The following is a 21,412-nucleotide window of genomic DNA, read 5'->3' on the forward strand; positions in this document are numbered from 1 at the left end:
GTCCCGGCTCGTAAGCTAAGCCCATGACCGCTGAGCAGCTGATCTCGTTCGCCCGTGGCGCCCCCTCCCTCGACATCGTGGACATCGAGGGCCTCAAGGCCGCGGCGGTACGCGCGTTCGACGCCGACCCGGCCGGCGTCACCGCCTACGGCACCTCGGTCGGGTACGTTCCGCTCCGGAAGTGGATCGCGGAGAAGCACGGCGTCACGCCGGAGCAGGTCCTGGTCACGAACGGCTCGCTCCAGGCGGACGCGTTCCTCTTCGACCACCTGGTCAAGGCCGGTGAGGCCGTGGTGGTGGAGCGGCCGACGTACGACCGCACGCTGCTCAACCTGCAGAACCTGGGCGGCAAGGTGCACCAGGTGACGCTGGACGCGGACGGCATCGACACCGCGGAACTGCGCCGCCTGCTGGAGTCCGGCGTGCGCCCGACGCTGGCCCACATCATCCCGAATTACCAGAACCCGGCCGGCGTGACGCTCTCCCTGGAGCGCCGTCGCGAGCTGCTGGCGCTGGCCTCGGAGTTCGGCTTCACGATCTTCGAGGACGACCCGTACGCGGACATCCGGTTCCGCGGCGAGGCGCTGCCGTCGATGCTGTCGATGGACACCGAGGGCGTGGTCGTGCACGCGTCCAGCTTCACCAAGACGGTCTGCCCCGGCGTGCGCGTCGGCTACCTGGTCGGCCCGGCAGCGATGATCGCGGCCATCGCGAAGCGCGCCACCAACCTGTACATCTCGCCCGGCATGGTCTCCGAGGCGATCGTGCACCAGTTCTGCGTCTCCGGCGACATCGACCGCTCGATCGCGACGGTCAGCGCGGCCCTGGGCGAGCGGGCTCGCGTGCTGGCCGAGTCGCTGCGCCGGCACATCCCGGGCGTCCGGTTCACCGAGCCCGACGGCGGCTACTTCCTCTGGATCGACCTGCCGGAGGACGTGGACGTGGCCAAGGTGCTGCCGGCCGCGGCCGAGCGCGGCGTGGCGGTCGTCAAGGGCACGGACTTCCTGCTGGAGGGCGGCGACCACTCGCTGCGGCTGGCCTTCTCCGCGGTGACCGTGGACCAGATCGACGAGGGCGTGCGGCGGCTGGCGGCCGCGATCGACGCGGTCCGCGGTTGAGCAACAGAGTCCATTAACGCCTGACAGCACCAAAAGGTGCCCGTTTGATCTGTCGGATTGCCGACAAAATGCGGTCAGGCCCGGTCCGGGGTTTCTTTCCGGCCGGGCCTGAGTCCAGAATGCGGATGGCCAAATCGCCATGCGCTGGCCCCCATAGACATAACCCCGCCCCCTTGGCGCCGGGTGGGCCGCTCGCACCCCCCACCCCCCGAAAGCGGCCGGTCCACCCGGCGCCACCCCTCCCGCCCACGTCCGCGGCCCGGCGGCGGAAACCCCCGCGCAGCGTCCCAACATGAGGCGCCGGGTGGGCCGCTCGCACCCCCCACCCCCCGAAAGCGGCCGGTCCACCCGGCGCCACCCCTCCCGCCCACGTCCGCGGCCCGGCGGCGGAAACCCCCGCGCAGCGTCCCAACATGAGGCGCCGGGTGGGCCACTCACACCCCCCACCCCCCGAAAGCGGCCGGTCCACCCGGCGCCACCCCCTCCGGTTCCTCCCCCGCGGATTGATCACTGATTCCGGGTAAACGCTGACGCGTAACCTCCAAGCGGGACCACGGCGATCAGAGGGACGAGGGGGTGAATGCGGATGGCTGAGCGGAACAATCCGGCGGTCGGCGGCAACGGACACTTGGGGAACCGCTCCCGAACATGGACGGCCCCGGTCCGGGCGATGACCCGGATCATCGGCGCGGACGGCGCCCCGCCACCCCCGCCCACCACCGACGTCGCCCGCAGCTCGGTCGTCGACTGCGCGCTCTACGTCGAGGGCGTGCGGCAGGAGGGCCAGTGGGACTACGCGGAGGCGCTCGCCGCGGCCCGCAGCCGGCCCAACGCGTTCGTCTGGCTCGGCCTGCACGAGCCCACCGAGGACGAGATGGCGCCGATCGCGGAGACCTACGGCCTGCACGAACTCGCGGTCGAGGACGCGATCAAGGCGGAGCAGCGCCCGAAGCTGGAGCGCTTCAACGACGTCGTGTTCCTGGTTTGCCGCACCGCGCGCTACCTCGAGCACGCCCGGCTGACCGAGCACTCCGAGGTGGTGGAGACCGGCCAGGTGCTGATCTTCATCGGCCCGGCCTTCGTGATCACGGTCCGGCACGGCAACGCGTCGAAACTCTCCCCGGTCCGCGCGGACCTGGAGGCGCGCCAGGAACTGCTGGCCCAGGGCCCGTGGGCGGTCGCCTACGCGGTCACCGACCGGATCGTCGACCACTACATCGAGGTCGCGGACGGCATCGAGGACGACCTGGACGCGCTGGAGGAGGACGTTTTCGCCCGCGCCGGCACCAGCAGCATCCAGTCGATCTACCAGCTCAAGCGCGAGCTGGTGGAGTTCCGCCGCGCGGTGGTGCCGTTCCAGCGCCCGCTGCTCACGCTCACCTCGGACGCCAGCCGCGGCACCGTGCCGAAGGAGATCCGCCGCTACTTCCGCGACGTACAGGACCACCTCAGCCGCACGATCGAGCAGGTGACGGCGAACGACGACCTGCTCAACTCGATCCTCCAGGCGCGGCTCGCCCAGGTCTCGGTCGACCAGAACAACGACATGCGGAAGATCGCCGCCTGGGCCGCGATCGCCACGGTGTGGACCGCCGCGGCCGGCATCTACGGCATGAACTTCAAGTTCATGCCGGAACTGGAATGGCGGTACTCGTACCCGATCCTGCTCACACTGCTCGTGACCACGTCGGCCACGCTCTACCGCCTCTTCCGGCGCAACGGCTGGCTGTAGGAAAAAATCGGCCGGGGGTACGGCGTACCCCCGGCCGATGGTGAAATTCAGTTGCTGGACCAGCGGTCCTGTCCGCCGGTCAGCGGGTCGCCGTGCGCCTTGTTGCCCGCGCCGGCCATGCTGCCGCCGGTGCCGCTGATGCTCCCGCCGGTGCCGCTCATGCTCCCGCCGGTGCCGGTCGTGCTCCCGCCCGAGCCGGCCATGCTGCCGCCCGGCGTGGTCATGCCGGCCGGCCGGATCGACGAGGTCGTGGACGCCGGGTCCGGCGTGAGCCGGTCGGACGCGGCCATCCGGTCCGCCGCCGGCTGGCCGTCCGAGGACGACCCGCGCTCGCCGCCGTGCATGGCGCGCTCGGCCGTGGTCTTCGCGGTCTCCGCCGCGCTCTTCACGGTCTCCTTCGCCGACTCGGTCGCCGAGTGCATCCGGTCCTTGGCGTTCTCCGTCATCTGCCGGGCCGCCTCGGTGGCGCTGCGCGCGGTGCTCGACTCGTGAGTCGTCCACTGCTCCTCTTCGCGCTGCCGGCGACGGCGCATGATCATCGAGCCCGCCACGCCGGCGGCGACGCCGATCATCAACAGGCCGGTCAGCTTGCGGTTCCGCGACATGCCTCGCTCCTCACGGCCGACGGCGCGACGCAGCGCCTTGGCGTTCTTGCGCTTCATCCGGCGGCTCGTCTTCCCGGCCTGCCGCGCCGTCTCCGTGGCCGCCATGGCCATCGGGGTGAACGCCGCGATGCTGCCGGCCGCCACGGTGCGCGCACGGCTGGCGGCCGGTGTCACGACCTCGCGCGCGGCGTGCACCCGCGGGGCGACAGTCGCACCGACGCCCTCCGCGGCGTGCGTGGCGGCCTGCCTCAGGTGATCCAGGCCCACTTCGAGCTCTTCCCGGACCAACTGGCTGCGGGTTTTGCTTCGCCCGATTCCGAACACCAGCCCCACCTCCGAAAGGGTGTCTGTCCTCCTGGTGATCCTCCCCCCTCGGATGCCGCCGTGTAGGCGGAACTCGTACATGGGAGGATCCGCTTGGAAACTGAACTGTCCAACCGACGAAGGAGTACCCGTGGCCCAGGCTGTATATGCCACTCTGCACACCAACCACGGTGCGATCCGGCTCGAGCTGTTTCCGCTGCACGCCCCGAAGACGGTGGCCAACTTCGTGGAGCTGGCCGAGGGCACCAAGGAGTACACCGACCCGCGCACCGGCCAGCCCGGCAACGGTCGTCCGTACTACGACGGCACCATCTCGCACCGGGTCATCAGCGGCTTCATGATCCAGATGGGCGACCCGACCGGCACCGGTACCGGTGGCCCCGGCTACAAGTTCGCCGACGAGTTCCACCCCGACCTGGTCTTCAACCGGCCGTACCTGCTGGCGATGGCGAACGCCGGGCCGGGCACGAACGGCTCGCAGTTCTTCATCACGGTGTCGCCCACGCCGCACCTGAACCACCGGCACACCATCTTCGGCCAGGTCGCCGACGACCAGTCGGCCCGCGTCGTGGACTCGATCGCGACCACGCCGACCGGCGCGATGGACCGCCCGAAGCAGGACGTGATCATCGAGAAGGTCGAGATCGAGCGCGTTGGCTGATCTGACGTACTTTTGATCGTATGAGTGACGTTCCGGCGACCGTCCCGGTCTGCTACCGGCATCCCGGCCGGGAGACGTATGTCCGGTGCACGCGGTGCGACCGATCGATATGCCCCGACTGCATGAACGAGGCCTCGGTCGGCCACCAGTGCCCGGAGTGCGTCGCCGAGGGGCGACGGACGCAGCGGCCGGTCCGCACCGCCTTCGGTGGTAGCGCGGCCGGCCGTGCCGGAATCGTCACGACCACGCTGGTCGGGCTGAACGTCCTCGCCGCCGTGCTCGGCGTGGTGCTCTCCGGCATGAACTCGCTGGTCGGCGACGGCCTCTTCTCCGGCTCCTCGCTCGTCCACTACTTCGGCGCCGTCGTCGGCCCGTCGATCACGGTGCTCTCCGACGGCAACGCGGTGTTCGGCGCGCAGCCCGCCTACGGCACGGTCTTCCCCGGCGTCTGGGACGGCGGCTACTACCGGCTGTTCACCGCCATGTTCATCCACTTCGGCATCCTGCACCTGCTGATGAACATGTGGGCGCTGTGGATCCTGGGCCGCCAGCTGGAGATCGCACTCGGCCCGCTGCGCTTCCTCGCCCTCTACACGCTGGCCGGCCTCGGCGGCAACGTGGCCGCGCTCCTGATCGACCCCGGCGCCATCTCCGCCGGCGCGTCCACCGCGATCTTCGGCCTCTTCGCCGCGCTCTTCGTGCTGCTCCGCCGCCTCGGCCGCGACACGTCCGCCGTCCTCCCCGTGCTGATCGTCAACCTGGTCATCACGTTCGTCGTGCCCAGCATCTCGATCGCCGGCCACATCGGCGGCCTGGTCGTCGGCGGCCTCGTCGCGGCGGCCCTCGCCTACGCCCCCCAACGCCGTCGCGGCCTGATCCAGGGCGCCTCACTCACCCTCATCTTCCTGATCCTGGCCGCACTGGCCCTGACCGCTTCCTAGCGGCGTCCCTCCGCTCACCTTCCCCGGGTGGCAGCGTCCCGCGGCACTCTGCCACCCCTCGGGGGCGGACGACCCGTCTCCCACCCCAGCCCGGCTCGGCTTCGCACGCTCCCGGGGCACTGCGCCGGGCGCGGGTTGCGCGGCGCGGGTCGCGGGTTGCGCGGCGCGGGTTGCGGGTTGCGCGGCGCGGGTTGCGGGTTGCGCGGCGCGGGTTGCGCGGCGCGGGTCGCGCGGCGCGGGTCGCGCGGCGCCGGTTGCGCCGGGCGCGGAGCGCGGGTTGCGCCGGGCGCGGAGCGAAGCGTCCAGCTACGGGCGCTCCGCGCCCGAAATTTCGCCATATTAACGACGCGGGCATTCGTCCACTGTGACTTTGTGAGCCTCAGGCACGTTATTCGCGCCGAATAACGTGCCTGAGCCTCACAAAGTCGGCGATCAAATCGGATTCGCAGGAAGGATCACGACGGCCGCGAACTGCACGATTCGAGCAGCACCGGACCGCTCGCCGCAGGACCACATGGACCGGAAATCACGACCAAAGCGCGCCGAAGTCCATATCGACATGAACGGCCGCGCTACGGCGAGGCCGCCACACGGCCTGAAACCGGCTGTCACGCGGACCGGAACCCGGTCGCCATACCACCCGAAGCGAACGCCACCCGGCCCGGAAGCCGGCCACCACAGAACGCCGCCGCACGGCCCGGAAGCCGGCCACCACAGAACGCCGCCACACGGCCCGGAACCCGGCCGCCACACAAACGCCGCCACACCGCCCGGAACCCGGCCGCCACACCGCCCGGAACCCGGCAGCTACGCGAGCCCGGCCGGCGCCCGGGCCACGCGCCCGGCCGCCCGAGCGCTAACGGCGGCGCAGGAGTGGGAGGACGTCTTCCGGAGCTACACCCAGGTCCGTCTTCGTGAGGACGTGCAGGGAGTCGCCGGTGTCGACCTCCAGGGTCTCGGTGCGCAGGCCGAGCCGGGGGCGGGTGTCGACCCGGACGGCCTCGATGCGGTCCCAGGGGAGGAGGGTGCGGCGGGCGAAGCCGGTCACCACGGTGAGGCCGGTGTCGTCGGCGCGGAGTCGCACCGGGGCCAGCAGGTCGCGCACGGCCCACACCGCCAGCCCGGCGCAGGCCGCGACGCCGAGCCCGAGTTGGGCCCGGTCGCCGTCGGCCAGCGCGAGCGCGAGCAGCAGCAGCGCCAGACCGCCGGTGATCTTCGCCACCGGCAACCATCGGGGCACCCGCCAGGACGTCGGCTCGGTCATGCGAGCAAGCATGCCGCACGCTGTCCGGAAACCGCAGCGGGTGATGTCCGATGGGCGCACAACCCCGGACGCCCGCGCGTCACATCCTCTTCGCGCGTCGTTAAACCGCGCATGGACGTCTTCTCCCGAACGTTCCTGCCAGCCGCCGCCGATGCCGGAGTGGCCATCCCGACCGTCAGCCGGCACCTGCCGGTGTTCCGCCGGTGCGTCGAAGCGGACGACACCGCCGTGCTGGTGGCGCGATGCCTCCGACCCGACCGGCCGCTGCAGGGCGAGTTCCTGCTCCTGCTGACCCAGCGACGACTGGTGGTGACCCAGGAGACGCGGCTGCTGCGCCGGCTGCGGCTCCACCTGAACGCCGAGTTGCGACACCTCGGTCACGTGAACTGGAACCCGGACGTGCAGCTCTCCGCGGTCGAGCTCGCGGCCACCGCGGTCGACGGCGTGCGCGAGCGGTTCTGGATCCGGGTCGGGCACCCGAAGCAGCTGTGGCATCTGGACGCGTTGCTGAGCCGCGTGTTCCGCCCGAAGCTGCTGCCCCGCCCCACCCCGGCCGGCGCCGCCGGTTGAGAATCGCACTCGCGGTGACTATGAAAGCGCAATTAGTAAGACAATGCGGATCGCGGAGGTAATACGCTGTAGTGACGCAAAGTTGATCACGCCATACTCCAAGCCCGGGATACACCTCGGGCGATCCTGCGGCTAGAGTATGGCCGATCTCGTCGTCCCGCAGTGTGGAGAAACTCCGGTGAAGCTTTCGATCCTCATGCCGGTCTACAACGAGGAAGCCCGACTGGCTAACGCGTTGAAGCAGGCACTGGCGGTGGACTACCCATGCGAGATCGAGCTCGTCGTGGTCAACGACGGCAGCTCCGACCGTACCGGAGAGATCCTGGCGGGCGTGGACGACACGCGGGTGCGCGTGATAACCCACGCGAAGAACGCGGGCAAGGGTGCCGCGATCAAGACGGCGGTGGATTCGGCCGAGGGTGAGTACATGGTCATCCTCGACGCCGACCTGGAGTACGACCCGCAGGACATCCCGCGGCTGCTCCAGCCGGTGCTGGACGGTCACGCCCAGGTCGTCTACGGCAATCGGACGTTCGGCAGCCACAGCGCCTACAGCTTCTGGTACGTGATGGGCAACAAGGGCGTCACGACCGCCGCGAACGTGCTCTACAACTCGTACATCGGCGACCTGGAGACCTGCTTCAAGCTGATGCCGGTCGCGCTCTACCGCTCGCTGGCCATCAAGTCGCGCGGCTTCGGCATGGAGGCCGAGGTCACCGGCAAGCTGCTCCGCCAGCGGATTCGGCCGTACGAGGTGCCGATCTCCTACCGCGCCCGCGGTCGCGAGGAGGGCAAGAAGATCACGTGGAAGGACGGCGTCGAGGCCATCTGGATCCTCGCCCGCGAGCGCGTCCGCAAGCCGAAGCCGACGTCGCGCTGACCTGATGCTTCACCACGGCGCTCGGGTGCACCCGCACCCGAGCGCCGTTGGCGTATACCTCGCGCGAAACGCGTGGGAGGCGTCGGTCGTACCGTTTAATGGATTTTGTCGTTCGCGGCATATGGCTGGAGCGTTCCCGGGCCGAAGCTCAACCATGCTTTAACTTTGAGCGCGTGACGACCATGCAGGATCTTCTGACGATCGGCGACATGGCGGCCCGCAGTGGCGTCGCGCCGTCCGCGCTGCGGTACTACGAGCGCCTCGGCCTGATCCACCCGGCCCGCACCAGCGGCAACCAGCGCCGGTACCAGCGGTCGGAGTTGCGCCGGATCGCGTTCATCCGGGTGTCGCAGCAGGTCGGCGTGTCGCTCGACGAGATCAGGGAGGCGCTGGCCTCGCTGCCGGACGGCCGGGTGCCGACCAAGGCCGACTGGGCGCGGCTCTCGGCGGGCTGGCACGACCGGCTGGAGGAGCGGATCGCGCTGCTCGAACGGTTGCGCGACAACCTCACCGGCTGCATCGGCTGCGGCTGCCTGTCGCTCCAGAAGTGCACGCTCTACAACCCGGGCGACGAACTGGCCGCGTTCGGCCCCGGCCCGCGGATACTGCTGTCAAGCCCGGGCTCCGGTGGTTCCGGTGGTGACTAGCAGGACCTTACCGAGGTGCGAGCCGGCCTCCACCACGCGATGCGCCTCCGGGGCGTCGGGCATCGGGATGCGGCGGTCCACGATCGGCCGGATCGCGCCGGACGCCACCAGCGGCCAGACGTGCTCGCGCACCTGCCGGACGATCTCCGCCTTCTGCTCCGCCGGGCGGAACCGCAGCGCCGTCGCGATCAGCGTGCCGCGCTTGGCCAGCAGCCGTGCGATGTGCAGCTCCGCCTTCCGGCCGCCCTGCGTACCGATGATCACCAGGCGGCCGTCCGGCCTCAGCGCCTCGACGTTCCGTGCCAGGTAGGAGCCGCCCATGATGTCGAGGATGACGTCCGGCGCGACCAGCTTCTCGAAGTCCTCGGTGGTGTAGTCGATCACCTGGTCCGCACCCAGCTCGCGCAGCGCGTCGTGCTTGGCCGCGCGCGCCGTGGTGGCCACCGTCGCGCCCAGCGCGCGGCCGAGCTGGATCGCGAACGTGCCGATGCCGCTGCCGCCGCCGTGCACCAGGAGCGTCTCGCCCTTCGTCAGGTGCGCGGCCATCACCACGTTCGACCAGACCGTGCACGCCACCTCCGGCAGCGCCGCCGCGTCCACCGTGTCCACGCCGTCCGGCACCGGCAGCACCTGCCCGGCCGGCACCACCACGCGCTCCGCGTAGCCGCCGCCGGACAGCAGCGCGCACACCGGGTCGCCGGCCGCGAAGCCGGTGACGCCCTCGCCGAGCGCGGCGACGAACCCCGAGCATTCCAGTCCCGGGTACGGCGGCGCGCCCTTCGGCGGCGGGTACTGCCCCTCCCGCTGCATCAGATCCGCCCGGTTCACCGCGCCGGCCGCGATCTCGATCAGGACCTCACCGGGCCCGGGCACCGGATCCGGCACGTCCGCCCACACCAACGCCTCCGGCCCGCCCGGCTCCGGGATCGTGATCGCGCGCATACGCTCCTTATACCCTGCCGTACCGACGATCCGCGTATCGGCACTGGTAGAAAACCTGCGGACCGCGGTTGATCGTCTCCCTGCCCCCGGGGTTGATAATCCACCCGGCCGGTCTGGCAAACTGATGGTCGGGTGGTCGCATGGCCGGAACTTTTTTGCGACACCCAGGCGGCGGAGCGTGCCCAGCACCCTCCGACGAAGCCGGGAGGGCTCGCCTAGTGGCCGATGGCGGTGGTCTTGAAAACCACTAGGGGTGGTGACACTCCTCCAGGGTTCGAATCCCTGGCCCTCCGCTTCTAACAGCGGAAAAGCCGTGGTGAGCAGCGCGAACGCTGCTCACCACGGCTCGGGGTCCCACCGGAGCTTGATCAAGATGACCCGCTGCGGCGGATGCGCGGCAAAATCCGGCAGCCATGATTGAGAAGGCTTGCCCTGGTCATCCTCGATCCGACGCCGCGCCGCCTCGTCCTGACCGTCGATGCACTTCGCGTAGACCTTCAGCAGCACGTGCACGCCCCGGCGACCTGGGCGCGGGTACGCCAGCGTTGAGCTCACAGCGACACAGCGGCGTGCCGGAGGTCGTACGGCCGCTTGGCCAGCATCGCCTTACGTGCGTCCCGCCACACCCGCAAGTAGGTGTTGTTCGGGATAGGCGGCCGGTAACGGCCACGCGGTCCCCGCCGGGCCACGAACAGGCGGCCATCCGGTCCAGCGCTCGATGCGCCGAGCGAGCAGGTTGCGGAGGGACCGGCACAGCACGGGTCGTGTTCCGGCCACGGTGCTTGAGCGCCCGGTTCTCCATGTTCCCGCTCTCGTCGCCCCGCCCCTCACCGACGCGAACGGTTGCGCTGGTGAGATGGAACCGACCCCATCCACCCTCGCAGGGCACCGTGGAACACCGCCCGCCTGCGGGCGATGGAGTTCGGCACAGCGGCCTTGCCGGTGAGCACGGTCACCAGGGTGTCCAGAGCTCTCCTGACCAGCGCGGCGTCATTCAGGGCGGAGAGCTTGACCGTGTTGTTCCTGAGCCACTGAACAACGGGCACCAGATCGGCGGGCGGGGGTTCGGCGTCCCGCCGAAAGTTTTTGAACACCCACGCGTTGACAGCGCGCCGGATGTCGGCATCGGCCGGCACGCCCCGATCCGTCGTCAGCAGCGCGGGAGTCACGGTGGCGAGCGATTCGGCGGTGATTGCCGGAGGGACTCGCCGAACTCATTGCCCGCGACGAGCCAGCGGACGCGGCACGTGCTCGATGGCCCGTGGCCTCAGCGAGCAGCGTGTCTCGGCCGGACGCGTCCGCGTTCGCCGCCGCAAGCGCGGCTTTCGCAGCGGTCTTTCCCGCCACCCGCGCCGCGAGTTCCGCTTTACGATCGCAGGCTTAGCCCGTTTCACCGGCGCCTTTTCAGCGGCAAGCAGTGGGCCATCGCGGCAAACACCGCCGACTTGCGCGAGCCGGGAGGCAGCGTGACGACGGTGAACAGGCTAGTCGGCTCGCGCCAGGAGTTGCGCACTTCGGCAAGCGCCAGGGCGTCACGCAGAAGGCGGTATCGGAAAGACTTGCCCGCAGAGCCGGTCGTCTCGTGACGACACTGGATGGTGAGCAGGTTCGCGCCCAGTTCAACATGGGCAGGCATGCTGATCGCGCGAGGCTATCCTGGCGAGGGCGTCGTCCTTGATTCCACTTTAGTAGGTACATTTCGGATAGGCGGAAGAAGGATTAGGGCCAATGTTGCGAACGGCCCCAGGAATAGTGATATTGCCGCCCATGTAAAGCTATGACGGCCTTTTAACTGGGCGAATCCGGTGTTTATCAACAGTAGAGTTAACCACCACATGCCACGATCGAAATTCGTCATTTATTCACGATAACATTGGTGACCCCTTACTAGCATGAGGTCACCGATGTTGTTCGATTGTTCGATCCGCCTGGTCTGCTAGCGCGAATTCCTTAACCGCTAGCTGGCAATCCGGCGTTATTGCTGGTCAGCACTGCTTGTGGGAGGTGTCTTGAACCACCACCAGGGGTGGCCCGTGGCTTTCCGGGCCGCCGGCGGCGCCGGGCCGCGGAAACACGAGCGCCGCCCCGGCCGTCCCTTCGCAGGACGGGCCGGAGCGGCGCGCGGCCGTGCCTAGTTGTTGGTGATCGGGCGGACGTCCCAGAGCCAGACGTCGGCGACGCGGGTGCCGGGGCCGAGCAGTGACTCCAGTGCCAGCAGGAGCTTGACGTCGGTGCCGTTGTCGGTGGGGAGGACGACCGCGTCGGCCTTCCAGTAGCGGAGATCCTCGATAGCGGCGGCGCGCTCGGCGTCGCCGATCACGATGGGGTCGTCGCCGGCCTTGCTCTTCTGGATGGTCTCCAGCAGCTGCCAGGTGGGGCGCGGCGGGGCACCCCAGCGGCCGGTGTTGTCGTCCGGCGAGGTGGGGCCGAGGAAGTAGCCGCTGGGCACCGCGAAGCCGACGTCGGCGGCCGAGCCGTAGCGGATGCTGGTCAGGCCGTTGACCGGGACCGGCACCACCGTGCGGCCCTCGGCGACGTAGTCGCGCCAGGTGCCGGCCGTGACGAACTCCGGCACGCCGGGGCGGTCGTGGCCGCTCAGCGGCGTCGGCATGATCGGGATGAGCGCGGCGGCGAGCACGGTCAGCGACAGGAAGCGGACCGGCAGGCCGGAGGTCTCGGCGGGGCGGGCGCGCTCCGCGACCCGGGCGACGATGACGGCCAGCAGCACGCCCATCGCGACCGTGGTGATGATGTTGAAGCGGGCGACCACCATGGCGTTGACCACCGGCAGGTGCTCGAACAGCGCGAACGGGCCGGGAATCTTGAGGTTGCGCTGGTTGTGCAGGTGCAGGACCGGGCCGAGCGAGAGGACCGAGGCACCGATGCCGACGGCGGCGACCACCCGGACGATCGGCTCGCGGCGCAGCCAGACGATCCCGGCCACCGCGATCAGCATCAGCGGCCAGCCGAAGAACGTGACCTCTTCGGTGAAGTTCGGCGCGAGGCCGGCCGCACTGTTCTTACCGCCGCCGATCGACTCGGTGGCGTACGCGAAGTACGACAGGATGGTGGCCGGCTTCTGGTCGCCGGGGTGGCCGCTGTAGTGCTGCGGGCCGGCGAACTGGTGGTAGAGCGGGTACGCCGCGGCGAGCAGCACCAGGCCGCCGCCGATGGCGAGGCTGCCGACCGCGCGGCCGAACCGGGCGCGGGTGTCCCGCCAGTCCGAGATCGCGTAGCCGATCACCAGGAACACGCACGCGACGGCGGTGAGGAACAGGTTCTCCTCGCCGATGAAGAGCTGCGCCAGGACCAGCGCGCCGAGGATCAGGCCGTTGCGGACGGTACGGCCGGGCTCGCCGAGCCGGATGACCCGCCAGAGGATGAACGGGATCAGCCACATCGACGTGATGTGCGGGTGCCCGTTGGAGTGCGAGATGATCGCCGGCCCGAAGCCGATCACGAGTGCGCCGGCGAACGCGCCGAAGCGGTGCTTGACCAGGTGGCGGGAGAGCAGCCAGTACCAGGTGAGGGCCGTGAAGAAGAGGTTCGCGGTCATCAGCGCCAGGTACGTGACCTCGGGCCCGGCCACCATGGTCAGCGGCGACAGCAGGATGCCGGGCAGCTGCATGGCCACGTTGCCCATCAGGTTCACGCCGTCCGGCGCGTTCTGCAGCGTGGTGAAGAACGGGTTGTCGAGGTTCCGCACGACGTGCGCGTCGTAGGAGAACATCCACTCGTTGAACGCCTGGTCCTTGGCCTGCTCGCCGAGGACGCGGCCCCACGGGTCGATCCAGGCGCGGATCGTCACCCAGAACGCGCCGAGCAGATAGAACAGGGTGACCAGCATGTCTATCCGACGGCCGGTCCAGCGCGGGCCCTTGCCCGCAGGGGTGCTCTCGGTCGCCGGGGGCCGCTCGGCGGCCTCGTCCGGCCCGCCGGCCTCAGCGGCGTGCGGCACGGTACTCGAAGTGGTCACGGCGAAAGAGGGTAGCCCGTGCGTGTGACGCGGTACGCCCAGCTATCGCATACATAACACCGAATCGCTCGTGAGCAGGCATTGAGGCTCCTCCGAACGGACGGTACCCGGCTCCGGGCGGACCGGGGCGGATACCGGTACGGCGTGCCGTGACCGGATACCGTCGATCCATGACGTTCGCCCTGACGCTGCACGGGCTGGTGAAGCGGTTCGCGGACAGGACGGCGGTGGCGGGGGTCGATCTCGACGTGCCGTCCGGGTCGTTCTACGGCCTGCTCGGGCCGAACGGCGCGGGCAAGACCACGACGCTGTCCATGGCCGTGGGACTGCTGCGGCCGGACGCGGGCACCGCGACCGTGCTCGGCCACGACGTCTGGTCCGATCCGCTGGCCGCGAAGCGCATGCTCGGCGTGATGCCGGACGGCGCGCGGCTGTTCGACCGGCTCACCGGCGCGGAGTTGCTGGCCTGTCACGGGCTGCTGCGCGGCATGCCGGCCGCGGTGGTCGACCAGCGGGCGCGCGAGCTGCTGGACGTGCTGGCGCTCAGCGACGCGGACCGGACGCTGGTGGTGGACTACTCGGCCGGCATGAAGAAGAAGATCGGCCTGGCCTGCGCGTTGCTGCACGGCCCGCGCATGCTGGTGCTGGACGAGCCGTTCGAGGCCGTCGACCCGGTCTCGGCCGCGCTGATCCGCGACATCCTCCAGCGGTACGTGGCGAGCGGCAACACCGTGATCTTCTCCAGCCACGTGATGGAGGTCGTGGAGCGGCTGTGCACGCACGTGGCGATCCTGGCGCAGGGGCGGATCATGACGGCGGGCACGATCGCGGACGTACGGGCCGGGCAGTCGCTGGAGGAGGTCTTCGTGCGGGTGGTCGGCGGGCGTACCGCCACCGGCCAGGAACTCGCATGGCTGTGACGCCCTGGCACTTCGTGGCCCTGAAGCTGCGGGTGCTGCGCAACGGGCTGCGCGGGCAGCGGTGGCGGATCGCGCTGTTCGTGATGGGCCTGCTGTTCGGCGCCTGGTTCTCGGTGGTCGGCTTCACGCTGTTCGCGGTGACCGGCCTGAGCCGCGGCGACACCGGCATGGTGCTGGCCGGCGGCCTGGGCGGCTCCGCCGTGGTGCTGGGCTGGCTGCTGATGCCGCTGGTCTTCTTCGGCGTGGACGAGACGCTGGACCCGGCCCGGTTCGCGCTGTTGCCGCTGGAGCGCCGGACGCTGGTCGCCGGCATGTTCGCGGCCGCGCTGGCCGGCGTGCCCGCGCTGGCCACGCTCGCGGCCACGTCCGGCCTGGCGGTGGCCGCGGTGCTGCGCGGCGGCGCGGTGGCCGGGCTGGTGCAACTGGCCGGCTGTGTGGCCGGGCTGCTGTTGTGCGTGTCGCTGAGCCGCGCCACAACCAGCGCGTTCTCCGCGATGCTGCGGTCGCGCCGGGTCCGCGACCTGGCCGCGATCCTGCTGGCGGTGCTGGCCGCGCTGCTCGGGCCGTTGCAGATCGGGCTGCTGGCCGCGGCGCGGACCGCGGACTGGCAGGCGCTGGCCGGCGTGGCCCGGGTGCTCGGCTGGACGCCGCTGGCCGCGCCGTACACGGTGGGGCTGGACGTGGCGGAGGGGCGCTGGTTCGCCGTACCGCTGAAGTTCTTGATCATTGCGGGGTCGATCGCGGCGCTGCTCCGGTGGTGGTCGTCGACGCTGGAGAGCGCGATGGTCGGCACCGCCACCACCACGTCCGGCCGGGGTACGCGGGAGGCGCCGGACGCGTCCCCGACCACCCGGCTGTTCCCGCGCCCGCTGCGCGCGCTGCCGCGCAACCGATTCGGCGCGCTGGTGGCGATGCAGGCGCGGTACTGGTGGCGGGACACCCGGCGGCGGGCGAACCTGATCACGTTCGCGGTGGTGGGGATGTTCGTGCCGCTGATGGTGAACATCGGCAGCCGTGGGCTGATCGAGGGCACCTCGGCGGCCCCGCCGTCTCTGGCCACCGTGACCGCGTCCATGGTCTTCCTCGGCGTGCTCGGCGGCGTGGGGCTGGCGAACCAGTTCGGCTACGACGGGACCGCGTACGCGGCGAACGTGGTGGCCGGCGTGCCCGGCACCGCCGAGCTGCGCTCCCGGGTGGCCGGTTTCTCCTGTTACCTGGTGCCGCTGATCGTGGCCATCCCGGTGGTGCTGGCGCTGGTGCTGCACCGGCCGGGCTGGATCCCGTCGATGTGGGGCGCGACCGCGGCCGCGTACGGGTGCGGCGTGGCGATCAACCTGTTCGTCTCCGTGCTGGGCGCGTTCTCGCTGCCGGAGACCACCAACCCGTTCGCGGTGAACACCGGTGCCGGCGTGACCAAGAGCCTGTTCAGCTTCGCGGCGATGCTCTGCACGCTGGTGCTGGCGGTGCCGGTTTTCGCGATGTCGACGCTGGCCGGCGACGTGTGGGTGTGGGCCGGGCTGCCGGCCGGGCTGGTCTACGGCGGCCTGGCGCTGTGGCTGGGCACCCGCTTCGCCGGGCGGCTGCTCGACCGGCGGATGCCCGAGTTGCTGTCCGCGATCTCGCCGCGGCGATGATGACACGATGTTCCCCGATGACGCGCCCGGCGCTCGCATCCACACCACCGACCCGTTCGCGACGCCGGAGGCGGCCCGATCTCCGGTACGGCGGCTGCGCGGCCGGCTCGCCGCGCCGGTGACGCTGTGGACCGCGCCCGGCCCGGCCGGCCTGACCGTCTCCTCGACGCTGGTGGCGGACGGTGATCCGGCCCGGGTGCTGGGCCTGGTCGACCCGGAGTCCGAGCTGTGGGAGGCGGCCGAGGAGGCGGGCCGGTTCGCGGTCACGCCGCTGGACCCGTCGCACCGGCAGCTGGCGGACCGCTTCGCCGGGCTGATGCCGGCGCCGGGCGGGCTGTTCCGGTCGGACCCGTGGACGGAGACGGAGTGGGGCCCGATCCCGGCCGGCGGCGGCACCTGGGCCGGCTGCCGCGTCGACGCGGCCCGCCCGTTCGGCTGGGGTCTGCTGGTGGAGGCGACGGTGGAGTACGTCGAGGTGAGCGGGGACTCAGCGCCGCTGCTGCACTACCGAGGGCGATACCGGGAGCTGAACGAGCGATAGACGGCGTGACTGAGGTCACTGGGCGCAGCGGTACGTCCGTTCGGCGCAACCCCGAGCCGGGATGACGATCAATACTTCCACGGTCGGTACGGACGTTCCTACGGTGCGGTGCGAATCGGACCACACACCCGCGAAGGTGGTGCACCGGCAACATGAGTACGGACGCTTCCACGGATCAGAGCAGATACGCCGCAGTACAGGAGTCGGAGGAGTTCGCTGGGCTGCGCAAGGCGCTGCGCGGCTTCGTCTTCCCGATGACCGCCGCGTTCTTCCTCTGGTACGCGCTCTACGTCATCCTGTCCGCCTACGCGCGTGACTTCATGGCCATCAAGGTGATCGGCCACATCAACGTGGCTCTGATCTTCGGCCTGCTGCAGTTCGTGACCACGTTCCTGATCGCGTGGCTCTACTCCCGCTACGCCAACCAGCGGATCGACCCGACCGCGGACAAGATCCGCGCGGAGCTGGAGGGCGACAAGTGAACCCCATCTCGTTCCTCGCGGCGGACGCCACCAACGACACCGCCCGCACGCTGACCATCACGCTGTTCGTGGTCTTCGTGATCTTCACGCTCGGCATCACGATCTGGGCCAGCCGGCAGACCAAGAGCGCGGCCGACTTCTACGCCGGCGGCCGCTCGTTCTCCGGCTTCCAGAACGGCATGGCGATCGGCGGCGACTACATGTCGGCCGCGTCGTTCCTCGGCATCGCCGGCATCATCGCGCTCTCCGGCTACGACGGCTTCCTCTACTCGATCGGCTTCCTGGTCGCCTGGCTGGTGGCGTTGCTGCTGGTCGCGGAGCTGCTGCGGAACTCCGGCAAGTACACGATGGCGGACGTGCTGGCGTTCCGGATGCGGCAGAAGCCGGTCCGCACCGCGGCCGCGGTCTCCACCATCACGGTGTCGATCTTCTACCTGCTGGCCCAGATGGTCGGCGCGGGCGCGCTGGTGGCGCTGCTGCTCGGCATCCGGCCGGGCACGACGTTCCTCGGCATGGACGCGAACGCGGCGAAGCTGCTCACCATCGTGCTGGTCGGCGTGCTCATGATCGTCTACGTGACGATCGGCGGCATGAAGGGCACCACGTACGTCCAGATCGTCAAGGCGTTCCTGCTGATGACCGGCGCGGCCGTGATGACGATCCTGGTCTTCGCCGCGTTCCGCTTCAACCTGTCGTCGCTGCTCGGTGCCGCCGCGGACGCGTCCGGCAAGGGCGACGCGTTCCTCCAGCCCGGCCTGCGGTACGGCGTGGAGTCCGACGACGCGCTCAAGACGCTCTGGAGCAAGCTGGACCTGCTCTCGCTCGGCATCGCGCTGGTGCTCGGCACGGCCGGTCTGCCGCACATCCTGATCCGCTTCTACACGGTGCCGACCGCCAAGGCCGCCCGTAAGAGCGTGCTCTGGGCGATCGGCATCATCGGCGTGTTCTACCTGATGACGCTCGCGCTCGGCTTCGGCGCGGCGGCCCTGGTGGGCAGCGCGGCCATCACCGAGCAGGACAAGGCCGGCAACACGGCCGCGCCGCAGTTGGCCCAGGCGCTCGGCGAGCGCTACCTGGGCGGCGGCACCGGCGGCTCGGTGCTGCTGGCCGTGATCGCGGCGGTGGCGTTCGCCACCATCCTCGCGGTGGTGGCCGGCCTGACGCTCGCCTCGTCCAGCTCGCTGGCGCACGACTTCTACGCCAACGTGATCAAGGGCGGCGAGGCGTCGGAGCGGCAGGAGGTGAATGTGGCGAGGATCTCCGCGTTCGTCATCGGCGCGGTCTCCATCGTGCTGGCGATCTTCGCGCAGAGCCTCAACGTGGCGTTCCTGGTGGCACTCGCGTTCGCGGTGGCCGCGTCCGGCAACCTGCCGGCCATCCTCTACTCGCTGTTCTGGAAGCGGTTCAACACGTCCGGTGCGGTCTGGTCGATCTACGGCGGTCTGCTCACCGCCGTCGGCCTGGTCTTCTTCTCGCCGGTGGTGTCCGGTTCCGCGACCGCGATGTTCCCGAACGCGGACTGGCACTGGTTCCCGATGTCCAACCCGGGCCTGGTGTCGATCCCGGTCGGCTTCCTCTGCGGCTGGATCGGGACGATCGTGTCGAAAGAACCCGCCGATCCCGGCAAGTACGCCGAGCTCGAGGTCCGGTCGATCACCGGAGCGGGAGCGCACTGACACACTGCGCTGAAGGGGCGGCCAACATCGGACCGCCCCTTCAGCTGCGTCCGGCACGACCTATAGTCTTGCGCCATGGTCATTGCCCAGCGTTTCGGAGAGGGCCACCGGGTTCTCGTCACCGGCGGAGCCGGCTTCGTCCCGTCGCACCTTGTCGATGCGCTGATCGACCGTGGTTGCACGGTCGTGGCGGTGGACAACTTCATCACCGGTGCCAAGGACAACCTCGGCCATCTCGCCGACAACCCGCGGTTCACGCTGGTCGAGGCGGATGTGTCGGAGGGCCTGCCCGGCCACCACCCGGCGATCGCCGAGCGGTTCGACGCGATCATGCACATGGCGTCGCCGGCCAGTCCGACCGACTTCGGCACGATCCCGGTCGAGATCCTCCGGGTCGGCTCGCTCGGCACGCTGAACCTGCTCGAGCGCGCCACCGCAGACGGCGCCCGGTTCCTGATGGCCTCCACCTCGGAGGCGTACGGTGACCCGCTGGTGCACCCGCAGCCGGAGTCCTACTGGGGCAACGTCAACCCGGTCGGCATCCGCAGCGTCTACGACGAGGCGAAGCGCTTCTCCGAGGCCGCGACCATGGGTTACCACCGCAGCCGGGGCACGGACGTGGCGATCGTGCGCATCTTCAACACGTACGGTCCTCGCATGCGCCCGGACGACGGCCGCGCGATCCCGACCTTCATCAGCCAGGCGCTGCGCGGCGAGCCGATCACCGTGCACGGCGACGGCTCGCAGACCCGCTCGATCACCTACGTCGACGACCTGGTCCGCGGCATCCTGTTGCTGCTCGACTCCACCGAGACCGGCCCGATCAACTGCGGCACCGAGCACGAGTTCACGATGCGGCAGCTCGCCGAGCGGATCATCGAGCTGTCCGGCAGCACCTCGACCGTCAAGTTCATCGAGCGCACCTCCGACGACCCGGAGAAGCGCCGCCCGGACCTGACGCTCGCCCGCACGAAGCTGGGCTACGAGCCGTCCGTCGCGCCCGACGAGGGTCTGCGCAGGACGATCGACTACTTCCGTTCCAGGGTGGCCTGACCCGCGTCGTCACCTGGGAGTTCGTCTCCCATGATTGTGCCGCTTCACTGTGCGTCGCCGAGCGAATGAGCGCGGGCTACGTACTCTGGAGTCATGTCACCCACGGCACAAACTGGATCTTTCGGCGGCGGCGAGTTCCGGCGTGACGCGGCGGGCCCGCGCGGCCGGGCCGCGGCGCCCGGCGATGGTTCGTCCGTACGCAGCGGCGGTTCGGTCCGGCCTGGGCGAGGCGCGGGTCAGTCCGGCGTGTACGGCGGGCCGCGCGCCCCGCGGGGCGGCTCCTCCCGATCCGGCGGCGGTGGCGAGCCGCCGCGCGACGGCGGCCGTGGCGTCTACGGCAGTCCCGGCGGCCGGCGCCCGCTCCGGCCGAACTGGCGGCGCATCGCGCTGGTCGGCGGCATCGCGGTGCTGGCGCTGCTGCTGCTGATCGGCGGCGGCCTCTGGGCGTACGCGTCCAGCCTGAACGGCGACCTGAAGCGCACCGACGCGTTCTCCGAGCTGCGGGACGGCCGGCCGGAGAAGCCGGTGGCCGGCACGATGAACATCCTGCTGGTGGGCAGCGACTCCCGGGACCCCGACGCGGAGAGCGGCGAGGCCAGCGAGTGGCGCAGCGACACCCTCATCCTGATGCACATCCCGGCCGACCACCAGAAGGCCTACCTGGTGTCGATCCCGCGCGACCTGTACGTCTACATCCCGACCAGTGCCGGGGCCGACTGCTCGGACAGCGCGCAGAACAAGATCAACTCGGCGTTCGCGTTCGGCGGGCTTCCGCTGGCGGTCAAGACCGTGGAGTGCTTCACCGGCGTCCGCATAGACCACGTGGCCGCGATCGACTTCGCCGGCTTCGTGGAGGTGACGGACGCGCTGGGCGGGGTGGACCTGACGGTCGAGCAGGACACCACGTCGATCCACAAGCCGTTCCGCACGTTCGAGAAGGGCGTGAACCACATGAACGGCGAGGAGGCGCTGGACTGGATCCGGCAGCGCTACCAGTTCCCGGACGGCGACTTCGCCCGCATGCGCCACCAGCAGGAGTTCATGAAGGCACTGCTGGACAAGGCCGCGAGTACCGGCACGCTGACCAACGCCGGCAAGCTGGACGCGTTCCTCAAGGCGACCACCAAGGCGGTGACCGTCGACGAGAACTTCTCGCTGGTCGACATGGCGCTGGAGTTCCGCAACCTGCGCAGCGAGGACCTGACGTTCATCACCAGCCCGAACCAGGGCGCCGCGGATCGGGACGGTCAGTCCGTGGTGCTGTCGGACCGGGAGCCGGCGCTGGCGCTGTACGAGGCGATCGCCAACGACACCATGGTTGACTGGGCCCAGGCGAACACAGAGCCACCAGCTAAAACCAACCCGTGACCTTGAATGTCTTCCCAGAGGTTGTTAACCCTTTGGCAACCTCTGGGACATCAATTGTTGGGCAAACGCGCCTACCTT

General features: G+C 70.0%; 19 protein-coding genes, 1 tRNA gene and 2 pseudogenes. 15 read left to right on the forward strand and 7 right to left on the reverse strand.

Annotation, left to right across the window (positions count from 1 at the left end; all coding sequences use genetic code 11):
- Positions 1-23: 23 nt before the first annotated feature.
- The gene (locus J2S41_RS33535; protein ID WP_310374022.1) at positions 24-1,118 is read left to right on the forward strand and encodes an aminotransferase-like domain-containing protein; all 1,095 of its coding nucleotides are present in this window, start codon (positions 24-26) and stop codon (positions 1,116-1,118) included.
- Between the two features lie 586 nt (positions 1,119-1,704).
- Positions 1,705-2,850 carry a magnesium/cobalt transporter CorA gene (gene corA / locus J2S41_RS33540; protein WP_310374025.1) on the forward strand — a complete coding sequence of 382 codons (1,146 nt, stop codon included), beginning with the start codon at positions 1,705-1,707 and terminating at the stop codon, positions 2,848-2,850.
- A gap of 47 nt (positions 2,851-2,897) precedes the next feature.
- On the opposite strand, the gene J2S41_RS33545 is transcribed toward corA, so the two are convergent.
- Positions 2,898-3,722 carry a hypothetical protein gene (locus J2S41_RS33545; RefSeq protein ID WP_310374027.1) on the reverse strand — a complete coding sequence of 275 codons (825 nt, stop codon included), beginning with the start codon at positions 3,720-3,722 and terminating at the stop codon, positions 2,898-2,900.
- A gap of 187 nt (positions 3,723-3,909) precedes the next feature.
- Between J2S41_RS33545 and J2S41_RS33550 the strand changes: the two genes are divergently transcribed.
- Positions 3,910-4,440, forward strand: a complete 531-nt coding sequence (locus tag J2S41_RS33550) for a peptidylprolyl isomerase (RefSeq protein WP_310374028.1) — start codon at positions 3,910-3,912, stop codon at positions 4,438-4,440.
- A gap of 20 nt (positions 4,441-4,460) precedes the next feature.
- Positions 4,461-5,381, forward strand: coding sequence for a rhomboid family intramembrane serine protease (locus J2S41_RS33555; protein WP_310374030.1), 921 nt, complete (start codon positions 4,461-4,463; stop codon positions 5,379-5,381).
- Positions 5,382-6,237: 856 nt separating this feature from the next.
- Here J2S41_RS33555 and J2S41_RS33560 read toward each other — a convergent pair.
- Positions 6,238-6,657 carry a PH domain-containing protein gene (locus J2S41_RS33560; protein ID WP_374728195.1) on the reverse strand — a complete coding sequence of 140 codons (420 nt, stop codon included), beginning with the start codon at positions 6,655-6,657 and terminating at the stop codon, positions 6,238-6,240.
- A gap of 99 nt (positions 6,658-6,756) precedes the next feature.
- On the opposite strand from J2S41_RS33560, the gene J2S41_RS33565 reads away from it, so the two are divergent.
- From J2S41_RS33565 to soxR, 3 genes are all read left to right on the forward strand, one after another.
- Positions 6,757-7,215, forward strand: coding sequence for a hypothetical protein (locus tag J2S41_RS33565; protein ID WP_310374034.1), 459 nt, complete (start codon positions 6,757-6,759; stop codon positions 7,213-7,215).
- A gap of 178 nt (positions 7,216-7,393) precedes the next feature.
- A complete protein-coding gene (locus J2S41_RS33570; protein WP_310374035.1) occupies positions 7,394-8,095 on the forward strand; it encodes a glycosyltransferase family 2 protein in 702 nt (233 codons plus the stop codon).
- A 182-nt stretch (positions 8,096-8,277) separates the two neighbouring features.
- Complete coding sequence (gene soxR / locus J2S41_RS33575) at positions 8,278-8,742, forward strand: redox-sensitive transcriptional activator SoxR (RefSeq protein ID WP_310376714.1); 465 nt, start codon at positions 8,278-8,280, stop codon at positions 8,740-8,742.
- Here soxR and J2S41_RS33580 read toward each other — a convergent pair.
- Positions 8,707-9,684, reverse strand: a complete 978-nt coding sequence (locus tag J2S41_RS33580) for an NAD(P)H-quinone oxidoreductase (RefSeq protein WP_310374037.1) — start codon at positions 9,682-9,684, stop codon at positions 8,707-8,709. The genes soxR and J2S41_RS33580 overlap by 36 nt on opposite strands.
- A 204-nt stretch (positions 9,685-9,888) precedes the next feature.
- Between J2S41_RS33580 and J2S41_RS33585 the strand changes: the two genes are divergently transcribed.
- Positions 9,889-9,977, forward strand: a tRNA-Ser gene (locus tag J2S41_RS33585).
- Positions 9,978-10,020: 43 nt separating this feature from the next.
- Here J2S41_RS33585 and J2S41_RS33590 read toward each other — a convergent pair.
- The 4 genes and pseudogenes from J2S41_RS33590 to J2S41_RS33605 all read right to left on the reverse strand — a co-directional run bounded on the left by J2S41_RS33590 (position 10,021) and on the right by J2S41_RS33605 (position 13,660).
- Positions 10,021-10,197, reverse strand: a complete 177-nt coding sequence (locus J2S41_RS33590) for a hypothetical protein (protein ID WP_310374039.1) — start codon at positions 10,195-10,197, stop codon at positions 10,021-10,023.
- Positions 10,198-10,511: 314 nt separating this feature from the next.
- Entirely contained in the window at positions 10,512-10,853 is a 342-nt protein-coding gene (locus tag J2S41_RS33595; RefSeq protein WP_310376876.1) for a hypothetical protein, read from the reverse strand.
- Between the two features lie 91 nt (positions 10,854-10,944).
- A pseudogene (locus J2S41_RS33600) lies at positions 10,945-11,209 on the reverse strand (DUF3987 domain-containing protein); the annotation flags it as partial.
- A gap of 606 nt (positions 11,210-11,815) precedes the next feature.
- Positions 11,816-13,660: a putative glycosyltransferase family protein gene (locus J2S41_RS33605; protein WP_310374041.1), complete on the reverse strand. Its 1,845-nt coding sequence runs from the start codon at positions 13,658-13,660 to the stop codon at positions 11,816-11,818.
- Between the two features lie 170 nt (positions 13,661-13,830).
- On the opposite strand from J2S41_RS33605, the gene J2S41_RS33610 reads away from it, so the two are divergent.
- From J2S41_RS33610 to J2S41_RS33640, 7 genes and pseudogenes are all read left to right on the forward strand, one after another.
- Entirely contained in the window at positions 13,831-14,580 is a 750-nt protein-coding gene (locus J2S41_RS33610; protein WP_310374043.1) for an ABC transporter ATP-binding protein, read from the forward strand.
- Entirely contained in the window at positions 14,571-16,214 is a 1,644-nt protein-coding gene (locus tag J2S41_RS33615) for an ABC transporter permease (protein WP_310374044.1), read from the forward strand. The genes J2S41_RS33610 and J2S41_RS33615 overlap by 10 nt, the downstream gene beginning before the upstream one ends.
- Positions 16,198-16,755: pseudogene (locus J2S41_RS33620) on the forward strand (flavin reductase family protein); the annotation flags it as partial. The gene J2S41_RS33615 and the pseudogene J2S41_RS33620, both read left to right, overlap by 17 nt.
- Positions 16,756-16,907: 152 nt before the next feature.
- Positions 16,908-17,237 carry a DUF485 domain-containing protein gene (locus J2S41_RS33625; protein WP_310374045.1) on the forward strand — a complete coding sequence of 110 codons (330 nt, stop codon included), beginning with the start codon at positions 16,908-16,910 and terminating at the stop codon, positions 17,235-17,237.
- Between the two features lie 5 nt (positions 17,238-17,242).
- The gene (locus tag J2S41_RS33630) at positions 17,243-18,913 is read left to right on the forward strand and encodes a monocarboxylic acid transporter (protein WP_374728297.1); all 1,671 of its coding nucleotides are present in this window, start codon (positions 17,243-17,245) and stop codon (positions 18,911-18,913) included.
- A 75-nt stretch (positions 18,914-18,988) separates the two neighbouring features.
- Positions 18,989-19,966 carry a UDP-glucuronic acid decarboxylase family protein gene (locus J2S41_RS33635; protein WP_310374049.1) on the forward strand — a complete coding sequence of 326 codons (978 nt, stop codon included), beginning with the start codon at positions 18,989-18,991 and terminating at the stop codon, positions 19,964-19,966.
- Between the two features lie 93 nt (positions 19,967-20,059).
- Complete coding sequence (locus J2S41_RS33640) at positions 20,060-21,334, forward strand: LCP family protein (RefSeq protein ID WP_374728196.1); 1,275 nt, start codon at positions 20,060-20,062, stop codon at positions 21,332-21,334.
- Positions 21,335-21,412 lie beyond the last annotated feature (78 nt).

The organism is Catenuloplanes atrovinosus (genome assembly GCF_031458235.1).
GTDB lineage: Bacteria > Actinomycetota > Actinomycetes > Mycobacteriales > Micromonosporaceae > Catenuloplanes > Catenuloplanes atrovinosus.

Coding starts and splice junctions, on each gene's coding strand:
- J2S41_RS33535 (WP_310374022.1), top strand. CDS start 24: ATGACCGCTGAGCAGCTGATCTCGTTCGCCCGTGGCGCCCCCTCCCTC.
- corA (WP_310374025.1), top strand. CDS start 1,705: ATGGCTGAGCGGAACAATCCGGCGGTCGGCGGCAACGGACACTTGGGG.
- J2S41_RS33555 (WP_310374030.1), top strand. CDS start 4,461: ATGAGTGACGTTCCGGCGACCGTCCCGGTCTGCTACCGGCATCCCGGC.
- J2S41_RS33560 (WP_374728195.1), bottom strand. CDS start 6,657: ATGCTTGCTCGCATGACCGAGCCGACGTCCTGGCGGGTGCCCCGATGG.
- J2S41_RS33565 (WP_310374034.1), top strand. CDS start 6,757: ATGGACGTCTTCTCCCGAACGTTCCTGCCAGCCGCCGCCGATGCCGGA.
- soxR (WP_310376714.1), top strand. CDS start 8,278: ATGCAGGATCTTCTGACGATCGGCGACATGGCGGCCCGCAGTGGCGTC.
- J2S41_RS33580 (WP_310374037.1), bottom strand. CDS start 9,684: ATGCGCGCGATCACGATCCCGGAGCCGGGCGGGCCGGAGGCGTTGGTG.
- J2S41_RS33610 (WP_310374043.1), top strand. CDS start 13,831: ATGACGTTCGCCCTGACGCTGCACGGGCTGGTGAAGCGGTTCGCGGAC.
- J2S41_RS33615 (WP_310374044.1), top strand. CDS start 14,571: ATGGCTGTGACGCCCTGGCACTTCGTGGCCCTGAAGCTGCGGGTGCTG.
- J2S41_RS33625 (WP_310374045.1), top strand. CDS start 16,908: ATGAGTACGGACGCTTCCACGGATCAGAGCAGATACGCCGCAGTACAG.
- J2S41_RS33635 (WP_310374049.1), top strand. CDS start 18,989: ATGGTCATTGCCCAGCGTTTCGGAGAGGGCCACCGGGTTCTCGTCACC.
- J2S41_RS33640 (WP_374728196.1), top strand. CDS start 20,060: ATGTCACCCACGGCACAAACTGGATCTTTCGGCGGCGGCGAGTTCCGG.